Source organism: Arenimonas maotaiensis (assembly GCF_014638745.1).
Lineage (GTDB): Bacteria > Pseudomonadota > Gammaproteobacteria > Xanthomonadales > Xanthomonadaceae > Arenimonas > Arenimonas maotaiensis.
Window position 1 is genome coordinate 681,720 of the sequence record NZ_BMFO01000001.1, and the last position, 15,636, is coordinate 697,355.

The window sequence follows — 15,636 nt, forward strand, 5'->3', positions numbered from 1 at the left end:
TTTTTCCGATGAAAATGTTTTTCATTTCTTTTCCCCACTGTTCGATTCGTTCAACGCAATGAAAGCCTGACGCTCCAGCCATCCGCCCGCGCCGTCGGGCACCAGCTCGATCAGCTCGATGCCGGTGGCCGAAACCGACACCACACGTCCGTCGCTTTGGCCCATGTAAGCCCCCGGCCTGATGCGATGGGTGACCTTGTCCGGCGCCAGCACCAAGGCGGTCAGGTTCGGGCCGCTGCCGATGCTGCCGACCATCCGCAGCGTGTCCAAGGTGAAGGATTCGAGCGGTTGCCGCGGACGGTTGAGATCCGGGCTGGGACCGCCGGTGTTGGACATGCGGTTCAGCGGCGGCTTGCCGAACGGATCGCGCAGACCGTCCGGGTTGTAAACCACCAAAGGCGGGTCTTGGACCAACGGCAGCGGCTCGAGCGCCGGCGCGGGCCGGTTCTTGACCTCGTTCAGCCACTGGCGCAGGTCGGAGTCGCCTTTGGTGCAGGCCGACAGCAACACGGCCGAGGCCAGGATCAACAGGCGCGGTTTCAGCAGGCTCATGGCTGGCCTCCTGCCGGGGCATCCGCGGGCGGCGTCTGTTCATCCGGATCGAGGTAGCGGTAGGTCTTGATGGTGCCGGCCATTTCCAGCAGCTCGTTGTTGGCGCCGCGCGGTTTCAGCGAGATGTCGTGCATGGTCATGATCACCACGCGCGGCAGCGAAGCCACGCCGCTCATGAAGGCGCCGAACTGGTGGTAATTGCCCACCATGCGGATCGAAATCGGCTTCTCGGCGTAGAACTCGCGCGGCGTTTCCGGGCCGGGCTGGAACAGTTCGTTGGTGATGCCGCTGGCCAGGGCCTGCTGCGACACGTCCACGATCAGGTCCGGCATCTCGTTCTTGCTCGGCAGCTGGCGCAGCATCTGCTGCAGGATCAGCTCCATCTGGGCCAGCTGCTGCTTGAGCGGTTCCAGATTGGCGGCGCGCGCCTGCTTGTTCTCGAAATCGGCGCGCAGGACGGTTTCCTCGCCCTCCAGGCGCAGCATCTCGTCGCGCTTGTCCTTGATCATCAGGAACCAGGCGACCAGCAGGATGATGACGATGACGAAGGCGCAGACCGCGTACTTCAGCTGCATCGGCCAGGAGCCGGCGGTCTTGAAGTCGATGTCGCGCAGGTCGATGTTCTTCATTGTGCGCCTCCTTGTCCGGCATCGGCCTGTCCGGGTTCGGCGGCCGGCTGCTTGACCTTGGCGTTGAGGATGAATTCATACGGCAGGGCGCGGTCGCCGCCGCGGGCCTCGATCACGGTCAGGTCGGGATCGGAGATCACCGGCGAGGCCATGATGTTGCGCATGTAGCTGCTGACCCGCGCGTTGGACTGGGCGCGGCCCTGGATCACCAGGTCGGCACCGCTCTGGCGGATGGTGGAGATCTGGGCGCCGTCGGCGATGGTCTTGGCCAGTTCGGTGAACACGTGCACCATCTCGTAGCGTTTGCCCTGCAGCTCCTCGATGATCTGCTTGCGGGCCAACAGGCTCTGTTTGCGCTTGTCGAGCTCCTCGATCTCCTTGATCTTGGTCTCCACCACGGCGATTTCCTGGCGCAGCAGCTCGTTACGCTGGTTCTGGCCGGTGACCTGACCGGAGTAATACAGGTAGATCAGCGCGCTCAGGGCCAGGCCGGCGACCGCGGCCAGACCGAGTAGACCGTTGAATTGGCGCTGTTGCGCCTTGCGGCGCTCTTCGCGCCAGGGCAGGAGGTTGATCTTGGCCATCAGTCGAAACTCCTCAAAGCCAGGCCGCAGGCGATCAGCAGGGACTGCGCGTCGGTGGCCAACGCGTGCGCCTGCACCTTCGGGCTGACGGTCATCGCGGCGATCGGGTTGGCGGTCAGGGTATTGACGCCCAGATGCTGCTCGACCACGGTGTCGAGGCCCTCGATGGCGGCGGTGCCGCCGGCCAGCACGATCTGGTCGACGCGGGAATAGTCGCTGCCGGAGTAGAAGAACTGCAGCAGGCGGCTGATCTGCTGCGCCACGCCTTCCTTGAACGGCTCGAGCACCTCGGACTCGTAGCTTTCCGGCAGGCCGCCGAGCTTCTTGGCGGCGCCGGCTTCGGCGAAGCTCAGCCCGTAACGGCGCATGATCTCCTCGGACAGCTGCTTGCCGCCGAACACCTGTTCGCGCGAGTAGATGCTGCGGCCGTCCTTGATCACGTTCAGGGTGGTCAGGTTGGCGCCGATGTCGACCACGGCGGTCAGGCCGCCGGCGGGGATGTCGAGTTGGTTGAAGATCAGCTTGAACGCGTTCTCGAGCGCGAACACCTCGACGTCGACGACCTTGGCTTCCAGCCCGGCGAACTCGAGCTCGGCCTGCCGGGCCTCGACGTTCTCGGTGCGTGCTGCGGCGATCATCACCTGCACCGAATCGCTGTTCGGCACCGGTCCGATGACCTCGAAGTCCAGGCTGACTTCGTCCATCTGATAGGGAATGTGGTTGGAGGCCTCGTCGTAGACCTGCTCTTCCATCGCCAGCTCGTCATCGGTGGCCGGCACGGTGATGACCTTGGTGATCACCGACGAGCCGGAGATCGCGACCGCGGCGTACTTGCTCTTGCTGCCGGAACGGGCGACCGCGCGCTTGATGGCGGCGCCCACGGCCTCGACCTGGGCGGGGCTTTTGTCGTTGGCGACGTTCGGCGGCAGCGGTTCGACCGCATAGTGCTCGACGCGGTAACGGCCCGCGCTTTTGCTGAGTTGCAGCACCTTGATGGCGGCGGAACTGATGTCAATCCCGAGCAACGGCACTGATTGTTCACCGAATAATTGCACTGTATCCCCCAATTAGGCACTTAAAGGCCATTCTTATGCCGTTACATTAAATAACGATTTTCCGTCAATTAGCAAGTTTTTTTGGCCTACCCCCGAAAAAGTCCGGGGCCGCCGCCAACCTGTCGGCTGCACCGGAAAAGGTACAATGAGGTCCCTGCGGGCAACGACGATGCGGTATCCGATGTTCAGATTAATCAAGTGGCTGGTCGGTTTGGCGGTGCTGGGCACGGCCGGATTGGTGCTGGCCGTGGCCGTGGCCTACTTCAGCGTGCTGCCGACCCTGCCGGACGTATCCGAGCTCAAACGCATCGAGTGGCAGGTGCCGATGACCGTGTACAGCAGCGATGGCAAGTTCATCGCCGAGTTCGGCGAGAACCGGCGCTACCCGGTCCGCATCGAAGACGTCCCGGCCCAGACCCGCAACGCGGTCATCGCCATCGAGGACGCCCACTTCTACAAGCACATCGGCCTGGACTGGCGCGGCATCGCGCGCGCGGTCTGGCTGACCGCGACCACCCGCGACGAACGGGTGCCGGGCGGCAGCACCATCACCCAGCAGGTCGCGCGCAACTTCTTCCTCAGCAACGAATACAGCTATTTCCGCAAGTTCAAGGAGATGCTGCTGGCGCTGAAGATGGAACGCGAGCTCAGCAAGGACGAGATCCTCGAGCTGTACCTGAACAAGATCTTCTTCGGCAACCGGTCCTACGGCATCGTGGCGGCGGCCGACTACTACTACGGCAAGAAGCTGGACCAGCTGACCCTGGCCGAATCGGCCGCGCTGGCCGGTATCCCGAAATTCCCCTCCACCGGCAACCCGATCAGCAACCCGGCGCGCGCGATGATCCGCCGGAACTACATCCTGCAGCGCATGCAGGAGGAAGGCTTCATCACCCCGGAGCAGATGCGCGAAGCGCAGGCGCAGCCGAACACCGCCACGCCGCACGGGCAGACCACCGAGCTGTACGCCCCGTATCTGGCCGAGATGGTGCGCATCGAGATGGTCCGCCGCTACGGCCAACGCGCCATCGACGGCGGCTACAAGGTGGTGACCACCGTGCACAGCAAAGACCAGCTGGCCGCGGAACGGGCGGTGCGCGACGGCCTGATGCAGTACGACCGCCGCCACGGCTGGCGCGGCGCGGAAAGCCGGATCGAACTGGCCGGCGGCGACGAGGCGGCTTGGCGCCGCGCGTTGCGCGCACGACCGCAGATCGACGGCCTGCCGGCGGCCCTGGCGCTGTCGGTGTCCGACAGCCGGGCCGAATTCCTGTTGGCCGACGGCCGCCGCATCCAGGGCGGAGCATCCGTCGCCGACGGCACCGGCAAGCGTCTGGCCGCGGCCGTCCGCGCCGGCGATGTGGTGCGCCTGCAGGAATCCAAGGACGGCCTGCGCCTGGCGCAGATTCCGCGGGCCCAGGCCGCGCTGGTGTCGATGCAGCCGGAGGACGGCGCCCTGCGCGCGGTGGTCGGCGGCTTCTCGTACACGACCTCCAACTTCAACCGCGCCACCTCGGCCAAACGCCAACCGGGCTCGAGCTTCAAGCCGTTCGTGTACGCGGCTTCGTTCGAGCGCGGCTATTCGCCGTCGAGCGTGGTGCTGGACGCGCCGGTGGTGTTCAACGACCGCAAGGGCAACGTCTGGCGCCCGCAGAACGACCGCGGCGGCTTCATGGGCCCGATGCGCCTGCGCGAGGCGCTGGTGCAGTCGCGCAACCTGGTTTCGGTCCGCCTGCTGGACGGCATCGGGGTGGCGTTCGCCCGCGACTACATCACCCGCTTCGGCTTCAGCAAGGACAGCCTGCCGCCGAACCTGTCGATGTCGCTCGGCACCGCCTCGCTGACGCCGATGTCGGTCGCGCGCGGCTACAGCGTGTTCGCCAACGGCGGCTATCTGGTCGAACCCCACTTCATCCGCAGCGTCAGCGACGCCAGCGGCACCGTCATCGCCTACACCCATCCCAAACTCGCCTGCGCCGCCTGCCCGGAGCGGCTGGCCGGCGACGTCAGCAAGGCGGTGGTGGTCGACGGTTTCGACCTCAGCAACGACGGCAGCGGCGCCCGCGCGCCGGCCGGCAAGGCGGCGTTCGACCCGGGCTTCGTCGGCCCGCCGGCGCAGGCCCTGGCGCCGCAGACCATCGACCCGCGCAACGCCTTCCTGATCAGCGACATGATGCTGGACGTGGTCAAGCGCGGCACGGCGGTGCAGGCCAGATCGCTCGGCCGCGCCGACGTCGGCGGCAAGACCGGCTCGACCAACGAGCACCGCGATGCCTGGTTCTCCGGCTTCGGCGGCGACCTGGTGACCACCGTCTGGGTCGGCAAGGACGACTTCAAGGGCCTGGGTTACGGCGAGTACGGCGGCCGCGCCGCGTTGCCGATCTGGATCGAATACATGCGCACGGCGCTGGACGGCGTACCGCTGAAGGTCATGACGCCGCCGGAAGGCATCGTCAAATCGCCGGACGGCGATTACTTCAAGCAGGAACAGTATGATCTGGAAATGCTGCAGGTACCGGAGAACACCGGCGAGGAACTGCCCGAGCAGGCCTTCGACATCTTCTGAGCAGGGATTTTCCCGAAAACGAAAACGCCCCTTGCGGGGCGTTTTCTTTTAGCAGGCGACAGGCGATCAGCGCTTGTCGGCCGGCACGTACTGGCGGTCGACGGCGCCGGTGTAGATCTGGCGCGGACGGCCGATCTTGTTTTCCGGGTCGTTCTGCTGTTCCAGCCAGTGCGAGACCCAACCGGCGGTGCGCGCGATGGCGAACATCACGGTGAACATCTCGGTCGGGATGCCCAGGGCCTTGTAGATGATGCCCGAGTAGAAGTCGACGTTCGGGTACAGCTTACGCTGGATGAAGTACTCGTCCTTCAGCGCGGCCTCTTCCAGCTTCATCGCCACTTCCAGCAGCGGGTCGTTGACGCCCAGCTCGTTCAGCACCTGGTGGCACATCTCGCGGATGATCTTGGCGCGCGGATCGAAGTTCTTGTACACGCGGTGGCCGAAGCCCATCAGGCGGAAGCCGGATTCCTTGTCCTTGGCCTTGGCCACGGCGCTGCCGACGTTCTCCGGACGGCCGATCTCCTCCAGCATCTGCAGCACGGCTTCGTTGGCGCCGCCGTGCGCCGGACCCCAGAGCGCGGCCACGCCGGCGGCCACGCAGGCGTAGGGGTTGGCGCCGGTGGAACCGACCAGGCGCACGGTCGAGGTCGAGGCGTTCTGCTCGTGGTCGGCGTGCAGGATGAACAGCAGGTCGAGCGCCTTGGCGGCGACCGGCTTGAGCGCCAGCGGCTCGCTCGGCACTTCGAACATCATGTGCAGGAAGCGCTCGACGTATTCGAGGTTGTTCTTCGGGTAACGGATCGGCCAGCCGATCGAATAGCGGTAGCAGGCGGCGGCGATGGTCGGCACCTTGGCCAGCAGGCGGATGGCGGCCATGCGGCGCTCTTCCGGATCGTCCAGGTTCAGGTCGCTGTGGTAGAACGCGGCCAGCGAGCCGAGCATGCCGGTCATCATCGCCATCGGATGGGCGTCGTGGCGGAAGCCGTACAGGAAGGTGCGGAACGCCTCGTGCATCATGCTGTGGTGGGTCACTTCGTGCTCGAACTTGGCCAGTTCGGCCGGAGTCGGCAGATTGCCGTTCATCAGCAGGTAGCTGACTTCGGTGAAGTTGGAATGCTGGGCCAGCTGTTCGATCGGGTAGCCGCGGTACTGCAGCACGCCGGCGTCGCCGTCGATGTAGGTGATGGCGCTGCGGCAGCTGGCGGTCGACATGAAGCCCGGATCGTAGGTGAAGCTGCCGGTCTCCTTGTACAGCTTGCCGATGTCGAGGCATTCCGGGCCGGTGCTGCCGGCGAGCACGGGCAGTTCGACGGACTTGCCGTTGGCGTTGAGCGTGAAGGATTTATTGGACACGGCTGACTCCTCGTTCTGGGCCCGGCATGGCGGATGCGCCGGGGCAAATGGAAAAAATCACGGCACTCATTATCGCACAGGCGCGCAGGCCGCGTAATGGCCCGGACGTGCGGAACGCAGGCGAAAAAAAACCACCCGAAGGTGGTTTTTTCCGGATTACTTGGCGTAGCGCTTGCGGAACTTGTCGACGCGGCCGCTGGTGTCGACCAGCTTCTGCTTGCCGGTGTAGAACGGGTGCGAAGCGGACGAGATTTCGACCTTCAGCAACGGGTATTCGTTGCCGTCTTCCCACTTGATGGTTTCCTTGCTGGACAGGGTCGAGCGGGTCAGGAAGGCGAAATTGGCGGTGACGTCCTGGAACACGACGTCGCGGTATTGCGGATGGATATCGGCTTTCATGGTGTAACCCACTGGATTATCGTGAAGAAAGACGGCAATTATAGCCCGTAACCGCGGGCGGGGGCAAGCCCCGTTGCGCCCGGTTCAGTCCGGCAGGCCCAAGGCCTGCCGGATCCGGGCCTCGAACGCGGCCTGATCGGCCCGAAGCAGGATATCGGCCTGCGCCGGCCGGCCGGTCCGGTCCTGCCAATCGACTACGGTGGCGCCCCGGGTATGCACGCCCTGGGTCTCCACATGCAGGAAATGCCGTTCCTTTTCAAGCACATGCTCGGGATGGAGGGCCGCCAGCATGGCCAAGGCGTCGGCGCTGTGCCAGTATTCGCCGCGCTTGCCCTCCGACCACGCCCGGGTCTTACGCGAAATGGCGTCATAGAACCGCGCCTCGGGCGTATCAGCCGCCAACCAGCGGTTGACGTCGGCATGGCGGAAGCCGTGACCGAGCACCGCCTCCCAATCCACCACCTCGATGTCGGGAAAGCCGTCGAACACCACGGCGGCAGCCTCGGGATCGAAGGCGACGTTGAATTCGGCGGCGATCGAGGTGTTGCCCTTGCCGGTGACCGCGCCGCCCATCACCACCAGCCGGCCGACCTTGCGCGGCAGTTCGGGATCCAGGCGCAGGGCCAAGGCTAGGTTGGTCAGCGGCCCGAGGGTCACCAGCAGCAGATTGCCGGCATGGGCATCGGCCTCGCGCACGATGGCCAGTGCCGCATGTTCGGCCTCGGCCGCGCGCCGTGCCGGCTGGTAACCGACATCGCCGAAGCCGTCGCGGCCGTGCACATAGGAGGCGTCCTCGGCCGGGAACACCAGCGGCCGATCGCAACCCGGATACACCGGCACCTCGATGCCGGCGACTTCGCACAGTTTCAGGGCGTTGGCCACGGTGTGCGTCAAGCCGACGTTGCCGGCGGTGACGCACAGGCCGAGCAGGCGGTGATTCGGACTGCGGAACGCCATCAGCAACGCCAGGGCGTCGTCCACGCCGGGATCGGTGTCGATGAGCAGGGGAATACGGTCGGTCATGGGATTCTCAGGCATGGGCGTAACGGGCGGCGGCGCCGACCCAACGGGCGACGACGGCATCGGCGCGTTCAGGATACTCCGCCAACAGGCGGTTGGCCACGTGCAGCACCTCCGGCAGCAGTGCGGCGTCGCGGCCGAGATCGGCGATGCGGTAGCCGACGTCGCCGGTCTGCCGGGTGCCGAGCAGTTCGCCCGGGCCGCGCAGCGCCAGATCCTTTTCGGCGATCAGGAAACCGTCGTCGGTCTGCCGCATCACCTCGATGCGTTCGCGCGCCATGGCCGACAGCGGCGCTTGGTATAGCAGCAGACAATGCGAGGCGGTGGCGCCCCGCCCGACCCGGCCGCGCAATTGATGCAGCTGCGCCAGACCCAGGCGTTCGGCGTTCTCGATCACCATCACGCTGGCGTTGGGCACGTCGACGCCGACTTCGATCACCGTGGTGGCGACCAGCACCTGCACGACGTTGTCCTTGAACGCGCGCATGATGCGGCTTTTCTCGGCCGGCGCCACCTTGCCGTGCAGCAGCGCGACGGAAACGCCCGGCAGGCCGGCGGCCACGGTTTCGAATGCGGCCTGCGCCGACTGCGCCTGGATCTCGTCGGACTCTTCGATGAGGGTGCAGACCCAATACACCTGATGCCCCTGCCGGCAGTAATCGCGGATGCGGGCGATGACTTCATCGCGCCGGCTGTTGGCCAAGGCCACGGTCTGCACCGGCGTGCGTCCGGGCGGCAGTTCGTCGATCACCGACACGTCCAGGTCGGCGTAGGCCGACATCGCCAGCGTGCGCGGAATCGGCGTCGCGGTCAAAATCAGCTGGTGCGGCGAGCTTTCCTCCGATTCGCCTTTGTCGCGCAGGCTCAGGCGCTGGCCGACGCCGAAGCGGTGCTGTTCGTCCACCATCACCAGCTCGAGGTTGCTGAACGCCACCGTGTCCTGCATCAAGGCATGCGTGCCTACCACCATCGGCGCGCCGGCCGCGATGCGCTTGAGCGGTTCGCGGCGCTGCGCCGCGGTCAGCTTGCCGGCCAGGAACACGACCTCGATGCCGAGCGGCTCGAACCAGTCACGGAAGGTGCGCGCGTGCTGTTCGGCCAGCAGCTCGGTCGGCGCCATCAGCGCCGCCTGGCCGCCGCCGGCGATCACCGCCAGCGCCGCCAGCGCCGCCACCGCGGTCTTGCCGCTGCCGACGTCGCCCTGCACCAGGCGTAGCATCGGATGGCCGGTGCGCAGGTCGGCGCGGATGTCTTCGACCACCCGACGCTGGGCGCCGGTGAGCGCGAACGGCAGCCGCGCCAGGAACGGCGCGAAGGCCGAATCCGGCACATCGACCGGCCGCGCCGGCTTGGACTTCAACGCCAGACGCTTCTTGCGCAGGCTCAGGTGATGCGCCAGCAGTTCCTCCAACGCCAGCCGGCGCATGGCCGGATGCCGGCCGGATTGCAGCTGCGCCAGCGTGGTACCGGGATCCGGCGCATGGATGGCCTGCAGCGCCGCGCCGAACCGGGGCAAGTCCAGGTCGGCCAACAAGGCCTCGGGGATCAACTCGAGTTCGGATTCCGGCGGCAACAGCTGCAAGGCCTGCCGCACCAGCTTGCCGAGCGTGGCGGTACCGACGCCGTCGATGTTGGGATAGACCGGATCCAGCCGGTCGCGGCAAATACCGGCCTTCTCTTCGGCGATGAAACGGTAACTCGGATGCACCATCTCGTAGCCGGTGCCGCCGAGCCGGACCTGGCCGTAGGCGCGCAACAGGCGGCCGGGCAGGAACTGCGCGGCCTGACTGGCGGAGTAATGGAAGAAGCGCAACGACAGCTGGCGCAGGGAATCGTCCTCGACCAGCACCTTGAGCATCGGCCGGAAGCGGAAACCGCGCTCGACCGCCGCCACCCGCACTTCGACCTGCGCGCTCTGGCCGAGCTGCAGGTCGTCCAAGCGGGCAATGCGGGTGCGGTCCTCGAAGCCGGTCGGCAGCTGCAGCCAGAGATCCTGCAGGCTTTCGATGCCGCGTTCGCGCAGCTTGGCCGCAGTGGCCGGGCCGACGCCGCGCAAGACGTCGAGCGGCTTGCGCGCCGACTCGCCGAATTCAGGCTTCACCGCCGGCGGTCAGCCCAGCACCATCACCGCGTCGATCTCGACCTGCGCACCGCGCGGCAGAGCCGAGACCTGCACGGTGGAGCGCGCCGGATACGGCGGCTGCATGTACTCGGCCATGACCGCGTTGACCGCGGCGAAATCGCCGAGGTCGGTCAGGAAGATGCCGATGCGGACGATGTCGGACAGCGAGCCGCCGGCGGCCTGGCAGACCGCGGTCAGGTTGCGGAACACCTGATGGGTCTGGGCTTCGATGCCGCCTTCCAGCAGCACGCCCAGATCCGGCAGCAGCGGAATCTGGCCGGACAGGTAGACGGTCTGGCCGACGCGCACGGCCTGCGAGTACGGGCCGATGGCGGCCGGGGCTTTGTCGGTCTGGATGATGGTGCGGGACATGGCGGGTTCCTGTGTGGTCATTGGCGTTCCACCGAATGCACCACGCCCAGGCGGCGGGTGCGGCGGATGATTTCGGCGAGGTGCTTGCGGTCCTTGACCTCGATGCAGAACACCATGACCGAAATGCGGTCATCGCGCTCCTTGTAATTCACCGAGTCGATGTTGGAATCGCATTCGGCGACGGCGGCGGCGACCTTGGCCAGCGCGCCCGGCTTGTTCTCGGTTTCGAAGCGCAGCTCGACCCGGAAGTCGCCTTCGACCCGACGGTCCCAGGCGATCGGCACCCAACGCTCCGGGCGCTTGCTGTAGTCGGCGATGTTCGGGCAGTCCATGCGGTGCACCACCACGCCCTTGCCGGCGGTCAGGTAGCCCATGATCTCGTCGCCCGGAATCGGATAGCAGCAGGTCGAGAAGGTCAGCACGCCGCGTTCGCTGCCGTTGATGCGGATCTGCTCGCGGTGCACCGGCGACGGCGACGGCTCGCTGCCGAGCAGCGAGCTCTGGTTCGGCAGCAGCGCGCGCGCGACCTGGTCCGGCATGCGGTTGCCGAGCGCGATGTCGGCCAGCAGCACCTCCAGGCGCGGGTAGCGGTTGTCGGCCAGGAACTGCTGCAGCACGTCGGCCGGCACGTTGTCGAGCGAGGTCTCCAGCAGCTCCAGCGCGCGGTCCAGCATGCGGTGGCCGAGGTTGACCGCGTCCTCGTGCTCGATGCGCTTGAGGAAATGGCGGATGGCGGTGCGCGCCTTGGAGGTGACCACGAACTCCAGCCACTGCGGGCTGGGGTTGGCGGACGGCGCGGTGATGATCTCGACGGTCTGGCCGCTGAGCAGTTTGCTGCGGATCGGCACCAGCTTGCGGTCGACGCGCGCGGCCACGGTGTGGTTGCCGACGTCGGTGTGCACCGCGTAGGCGAAATCCAGCGGCGTGGCGTTCTTCGGCAACGCCAGGATCTCGCCTTTCGGAGTGAAGATGTAGACCTCGTCCGGGAACAGGTCGATCTTGACGTTCTCCAGGAACTCGACCGACGGCAGCGCGAACTCGTCGCTGTTGATCAGGCCGTTGACCCAGCTCTGGGCCCGCGCCTGCGCGTTGTTGCCGACCGAACCGCGGTTCTTGTAGACCCAGTGCGCGGCGATGCCGCGTTCGGCCACCACGTCCATGTCCTCGGTGCGGATCTGCACCTCGACCGGCGAACCGAGCGGGCTGAACAGCAGGGTGTGCAGGCTCTGGTAGCCGTTGGCCTTGGGGATGGCGATGAAGTCGCGGAAACGGCCGTCCAGCGGCTTCATCATCGAATGCACGGCGCCGAGCGCCTGGTAGCACTCCATCACCCGGCCGACCACGATGCGGAAGCCGAACACGTCCATCACCTCGTTGAAGCGTTTGCGCTCGTCGCGCATCTTGGTGTACACGCTCCACGGGCCCTTGACCCGCGACACCAGCCGGAACGGGATGTTCTCGGCCGCGATGCGCTGCGCCAGGCGGGCTTCGATGGTGGCCATGGCCTCGCGCCGCAGCACCGGCTGGTTGGCCAACTGCTTGGCGATGACCTTGTAGCGCAGCGGATACAGGGCCTTGAAGCCGAGGTTCTGCAGCTCGGCCTTGATCACGTTGATGCCCAGGCGCTGGGCGATTGGGGCGTAGATCTCGAGCGTCTCGCGCGCGATGCGGCGGCGCGATTCCGGGCTCTTGGAATCCAGCGTGCGCATGTTGTGCAGGCGGTCGGCGAGCTTGATCAGGATGACCCGGATGTCGCGCGACATCGCCAGCATCATCTTTCGGAAGCTTTCGGCGTCGGCCTCCTGCCGGTTGCTGAACTGGATCTTGTCGAGTTTGGTGACGCCCTCGACCATCTCGGCCACGCTTTCGCCGAAGGTGTCGGCGATGAAAGCGCGCGGCAATGCGGTGTCTTCCAGCGCGTCGTGCAGGATGGCGGCGCACAGGGTCTCACCGTCCATGCGCTGCTCGGCCAGGATCTCGGCCACCGCCAACGGATGGGTGATGTAGGGCTCGCCGGATTTCCGGGTCTGGCCCTGGTGCGCCAGCGCGCCCAGCTCATAGGCGCGGCGGATCTTGGCCGACGCTTCGGGCGGCAGGTAGGCGCCCGCCTTCGCCAGCAATCCCGCGACCTGCTCCGGACAGGGGTCCGGGCAAGGCATGTCCAGGTCGAGCGGCGGCGATAGCGGGGAGTTCATGCCTCCATGCTACGCAACTCCGGCCGGCCGGACAAGCGCGCCGGCGGCGGCGCGGCATGAAAAAACGCCGGCTTGCGGGCCGGCGTTTTCGGGAAGCTGGGTCAGCGGCGGATCACTCGTCGCCGGCTTTGGCCAGGTCGTCGTCGACCACTTCGGCGGCGGCCCATTCCAGGGCTTCGCGTTCGCGGCGTTCGCGCTGGGCGCGCTCGACGGCGTTGATGATCTCGTCGTTGACCGAACGGTCGGCGATTTCGCGCAGGGCCAGCACGGTCGGCTTCTCGGCTTCCAGATGCGCGTTTTCCAGGGTGCTCGGCTCGCCCTTGGCCAGCTGACGGGCGCGCTTGGAGGCCATCAGCACCAGTTCGAAACGGTTATCGACCACTTCCAGGCAATCTTCAACGGTAATGCGGGCCATGCTGTCTCCGTTCGCCGGTGATGAAACCTCCGGCAATCAATGCGTTAGATGAACTGGGCATTATAGCGGAAAGCCGGCGGGAAGCCAAATGGCGGCCGGTTCAGTCCGTCAGCAGCTGTTCAATCAAGGCCTTATGGCGGATCCGCTGCTGGCCGACGACCAGGCGTTGGGCGGTGAAGATGGCCGCCACTTCCTGCACCGCCAGCTCGAAATGCTCGTTGACCACCACATAATCGAACTCGTGGTAATGGCTCATTTCCTCGCGCGCCGCCGCCAGACGCTGGGCGATGACCGCCTCGCTATCCTGGCCGCGGTTACGCATGCGGGTTTCGAGCGCCTGCTTGGACGGCGGTAAAATGAAGATGCTCTTGGCCTCGGGAATCTGGGCGCGCACCTGACGGGCGCCCTGCCAGTCGATCTCCAGCAGTACGTCCAGCCCGCGCTCCAGCTGCGGCAGCACCGACTGCCGGGCGGTGCCCTTGTAGTCGCCGTGCACCAGGGCATGCTCGAAGAAGTCGCCGGCGGCGATCATGCGTTCGAACTCGTCCTTGCCGATGAAGTGGTAATGCTGGGCGTGGCGTTCGCCCGGGCGCGGCGCGCGCGAGGTGTAGGAAATCGACAGCGCCACGTCGGGCAGGCGCTTGAGCACCGCGTTGACGATGCTGGACTTGCCGGCGCCGGACGGCGCCGCGACGATGTAGAGGGTGCCGGGCATCATTCGAGATTCTGCACCTGTTCGCGGATCTGTTCAATCAGCACCTTGAGCTCGACCGAGGCCTGGCTGGTCTTGGGATCGACCGACTTGGAGCCGAGCGTGTTGGCTTCGCGGTTGAACTCCTGCAGCAGGAAGTCGAGGCGGCGGCCGACCGCTTCCGGCAGCGCCAGGATGCGGCGCGCCTCGGCGATATGGCTGGCCAAGCGGTCGAGTTCCTCGTCGACGTCGATCTTCTGCAGGTTGAGCACCAACTCCTGCTCCAGACGGCCCGGATCGACCGGCACCGGCAGATCGGCCAGCTTGGCCTGCAGGCGGGCCTTCAGCACGGTGCGGATCTCCGGCAGCCAGACGCGCAGTTGCGCGACGATGGCCTCGATACCGTCCAGGCGCTCTCGGATGGCCTGCGCCAGGTTGGCGCCTTCGCGGCCGCGCGCGGCCAGGAATTCGGCCAGCACGGTCTCCAACAGCTGCTTGGCCTCGGCCTGCAACGCGTCGTCGCCGGCGTCGTCCTCGCGCAGCACGCCCGGCAGTTTCAGGATGTCGGCGAAATCGCTGGTCATGCCCGGGAACAGGCCACTGAAGCGGCCGGCCAGCGCCGCGTAACGGGCCAACGCGTCCTCGTCGATGCGGAGGCCGGCCGCGCCTTGATCGGCCGGGCGGAAACGGAAGCCCAGATCGAGCTTGCCGCGCGCCACCTTGCGGGCGATCTGCTCGCGCAGCGCCGGTTCCAACGCACGCAATTCCTCGGGCAGGCGCAGGCCGACCTCGAGATAACGGTGGTTGACCGAGCGCAGCTCGCAGCTGAGCGTACCGAGCGCGCTCGCGCGTTCGGCGTTGGCATAGGCGGTCATGCTGCTGATCATGCGTGCGTCCGGGGCCGGAAGAATGGGGAAATGGTAATCTATTTGGCCTTTTGATGCGAAATCGAGCACCTCATGACACGCCCCAGCGCACGCGCCGCCGACCAACTCCGCCCGATCAGCATCCAACGCGGCTACACCAAGCACGCCGAAGGGTCGGTGCTGATCGCCTTCGGCGACACCAAAGTGCTGTGCACCGCCAGCGTGGAGAACCGGGTGCCGGGCTTCCTGCGCGGCAAGGGCGAGGGCTGGATCACCGCCGAATACGGCATGCTGCCGCGCTCCACCCACGACCGCATGAACCGCGAAGCCAGCAGCGGCAAGCAGGGCGGCCGCACGCTGGAGATTCAGCGCCTGATCGGCCGCGCGCTGCGCACCTGCGTCGACCGCAGGAAGCTCGGCGAACGCACCATCACCCTGGACTGCGACGTGCTGCAAGCCGACGGCGGCACCCGCACCGCCGCCATCACCGGCGCCTATGTGGCGCTGTGCGACGCCATCGACGCCTGCCTGGCCAAGGGCCTGCTGGCGGAAAACCCAATCACCGGCGCGGTGGCCGCGGTCTCGGTCGGCGTGTACCAAGGCGTGGAAGTGCTGGATCTGGACTACGCCGAGGACTCGCAATGCGAGACCGACATGAACGTGGTGATGGACGGCAACGGCGGCTTCATCGAGGTACAGGGCACCGCCGAAGGCGCGCCGTTCTCGCGCGCGCATCTGGACGGCCTGCTGGATCTGGCCGGCAAAGGCATCGGCGAACTGTTGGTGCTGCAGCGGGCCGCCCGCGGCGGCTGATTCC

The 15,636-nt window shown here is 66.5% G+C and carries 15 protein-coding genes; 2 read left to right on the forward strand and 13 right to left on the reverse strand.

The features are described from left to right. Positions 1-21: 21 nt before the first annotated feature. Genes IEV56_RS03305 through IEV56_RS03320 form a run of 4 tightly spaced genes read right to left on the reverse strand, consistent with a single transcriptional unit; the run spans position 22 to position 2,820 of the window. Positions 22-552, reverse strand: a complete 531-nt coding sequence (locus tag IEV56_RS03305) for a pilus assembly protein PilP (RefSeq protein ID WP_188447688.1) — start codon at positions 550-552, stop codon at positions 22-24. Further along, positions 549-1,181: a type IV pilus inner membrane component PilO gene (locus IEV56_RS03310; protein WP_188447690.1), complete on the reverse strand. Its 633-nt coding sequence runs from the start codon at positions 1,179-1,181 to the stop codon at positions 549-551. The genes IEV56_RS03305 and IEV56_RS03310 overlap by 4 nt, the downstream gene beginning before the upstream one ends. Continuing rightward, positions 1,178-1,765, reverse strand: a complete 588-nt coding sequence (locus tag IEV56_RS03315; protein ID WP_188447692.1) for a PilN domain-containing protein — start codon at positions 1,763-1,765, stop codon at positions 1,178-1,180. The genes IEV56_RS03310 and IEV56_RS03315 overlap by 4 nt, the downstream gene beginning before the upstream one ends. Then, positions 1,765-2,820: a pilus assembly protein PilM gene (locus tag IEV56_RS03320; RefSeq protein ID WP_188447694.1), complete on the reverse strand. Its 1,056-nt coding sequence runs from the start codon at positions 2,818-2,820 to the stop codon at positions 1,765-1,767. The genes IEV56_RS03315 and IEV56_RS03320 overlap by 1 nt, the downstream gene beginning before the upstream one ends. Positions 2,821-3,001: 181 nt before the next feature. Here IEV56_RS03320 and IEV56_RS03325 point away from each other — a divergent pair, with 181 nt between their 5' ends. Beyond that, positions 3,002-5,386 (forward strand): penicillin-binding protein 1A, encoded by a 2,385-nt coding sequence (locus IEV56_RS03325; RefSeq protein WP_188447696.1) that lies wholly within the window; start codon positions 3,002-3,004, stop codon positions 5,384-5,386. 66 nt (positions 5,387-5,452) lie between these two features. Here IEV56_RS03325 and IEV56_RS03330 read toward each other — a convergent pair whose 3' ends face one another. The 9 genes from IEV56_RS03330 to IEV56_RS03370 form a co-directional block, all read right to left on the reverse strand. Continuing rightward, a complete protein-coding gene (locus IEV56_RS03330; RefSeq protein ID WP_188447698.1) occupies positions 5,453-6,739 on the reverse strand; it encodes a citrate synthase in 1,287 nt (428 codons plus the stop codon). A gap of 156 nt (positions 6,740-6,895) precedes the next feature. Beyond that, positions 6,896-7,138 (reverse strand): type B 50S ribosomal protein L31, encoded by a 243-nt coding sequence (locus IEV56_RS03335; RefSeq protein WP_188447700.1) that lies wholly within the window; start codon positions 7,136-7,138, stop codon positions 6,896-6,898. An 84-nt stretch (positions 7,139-7,222) separates the two neighbouring features. Beyond that, positions 7,223-8,161 (reverse strand): nucleoside hydrolase, encoded by a 939-nt coding sequence (locus IEV56_RS03340; protein WP_188447702.1) that lies wholly within the window; start codon positions 8,159-8,161, stop codon positions 7,223-7,225. A gap of 7 nt (positions 8,162-8,168) precedes the next feature. After that, a complete protein-coding gene (gene recG, locus IEV56_RS03345) occupies positions 8,169-10,259 on the reverse strand; it encodes an ATP-dependent DNA helicase RecG (RefSeq protein WP_188447704.1) in 2,091 nt (696 codons plus the stop codon). 9 nt (positions 10,260-10,268) lie between these two features. Beyond that, the gene (locus IEV56_RS03350) at positions 10,269-10,652 is read right to left on the reverse strand and encodes a RidA family protein (RefSeq protein WP_188447706.1); all 384 of its coding nucleotides are present in this window, start codon (positions 10,650-10,652) and stop codon (positions 10,269-10,271) included. Positions 10,653-10,669: 17 nt separating this feature from the next. Further along, positions 10,670-12,811, reverse strand: a complete 2,142-nt coding sequence (locus IEV56_RS03355) for a RelA/SpoT family protein (protein ID WP_229730167.1) — start codon at positions 12,809-12,811, stop codon at positions 10,670-10,672. A gap of 148 nt (positions 12,812-12,959) precedes the next feature. Then, the gene (gene rpoZ / locus IEV56_RS03360; protein WP_188447709.1) at positions 12,960-13,262 is read right to left on the reverse strand and encodes a DNA-directed RNA polymerase subunit omega; all 303 of its coding nucleotides are present in this window, start codon (positions 13,260-13,262) and stop codon (positions 12,960-12,962) included. 100 nt (positions 13,263-13,362) lie between these two features. Beyond that, entirely contained in the window at positions 13,363-13,977 is a 615-nt protein-coding gene (gene gmk / locus IEV56_RS03365) for a guanylate kinase (RefSeq protein WP_188447711.1), read from the reverse strand. Next, positions 13,977-14,840, reverse strand: a complete 864-nt coding sequence (locus tag IEV56_RS03370; protein WP_188447713.1) for a YicC/YloC family endoribonuclease — start codon at positions 14,838-14,840, stop codon at positions 13,977-13,979. The genes gmk and IEV56_RS03370 overlap by 1 nt, the downstream gene beginning before the upstream one ends. Positions 14,841-14,912: 72 nt before the next feature. On the opposite strand from IEV56_RS03370, the gene rph reads away from it, so the two are divergent. Then, on the forward strand, positions 14,913-15,632 hold the full coding sequence (rph, locus tag IEV56_RS03375) for a ribonuclease PH (protein ID WP_188447715.1): 720 nt from the start codon (positions 14,913-14,915) through the stop codon (positions 15,630-15,632). Positions 15,633-15,636: the final 4 nt, after the last annotated feature.

Excerpts from the sequence above, each read along its gene's own strand:
- IEV56_RS03305 (WP_188447688.1), bottom strand. The coding sequence starts at position 552 with ATGAGCCTGCTGAAACCGCGCCTGTTGATCCTGGCCTCGGCCGTGTTG.
- IEV56_RS03310 (WP_188447690.1), bottom strand. The coding sequence starts at position 1,181 with ATGAAGAACATCGACCTGCGCGACATCGACTTCAAGACCGCCGGCTCC.
- IEV56_RS03315 (WP_188447692.1), bottom strand. The coding sequence starts at position 1,765 with ATGGCCAAGATCAACCTCCTGCCCTGGCGCGAAGAGCGCCGCAAGGCG.
- IEV56_RS03325 (WP_188447696.1), top strand. The coding sequence starts at position 3,002 with ATGTTCAGATTAATCAAGTGGCTGGTCGGTTTGGCGGTGCTGGGCACG.
- IEV56_RS03335 (WP_188447700.1), bottom strand. The coding sequence starts at position 7,138 with ATGAAAGCCGATATCCATCCGCAATACCGCGACGTCGTGTTCCAGGAC.
- IEV56_RS03340 (WP_188447702.1), bottom strand. The coding sequence starts at position 8,161 with ATGACCGACCGTATTCCCCTGCTCATCGACACCGATCCCGGCGTGGAC.
- IEV56_RS03350 (WP_188447706.1), bottom strand. The coding sequence starts at position 10,652 with ATGTCCCGCACCATCATCCAGACCGACAAAGCCCCGGCCGCCATCGGC.
- IEV56_RS03355 (WP_229730167.1), bottom strand. The coding sequence starts at position 12,811 with ATGCCTTGCCCGGACCCCTGTCCGGAGCAGGTCGCGGGATTGCTGGCG.
- rpoZ (WP_188447709.1), bottom strand. The coding sequence starts at position 13,262 with ATGGCCCGCATTACCGTTGAAGATTGCCTGGAAGTGGTCGATAACCGT.
- gmk (WP_188447711.1), bottom strand. The coding sequence starts at position 13,977 with ATGCCCGGCACCCTCTACATCGTCGCGGCGCCGTCCGGCGCCGGCAAG.
- IEV56_RS03370 (WP_188447713.1), bottom strand. The coding sequence starts at position 14,840 with ATGATCAGCAGCATGACCGCCTATGCCAACGCCGAACGCGCGAGCGCG.
- rph (WP_188447715.1), top strand. The coding sequence starts at position 14,913 with ATGACACGCCCCAGCGCACGCGCCGCCGACCAACTCCGCCCGATCAGC.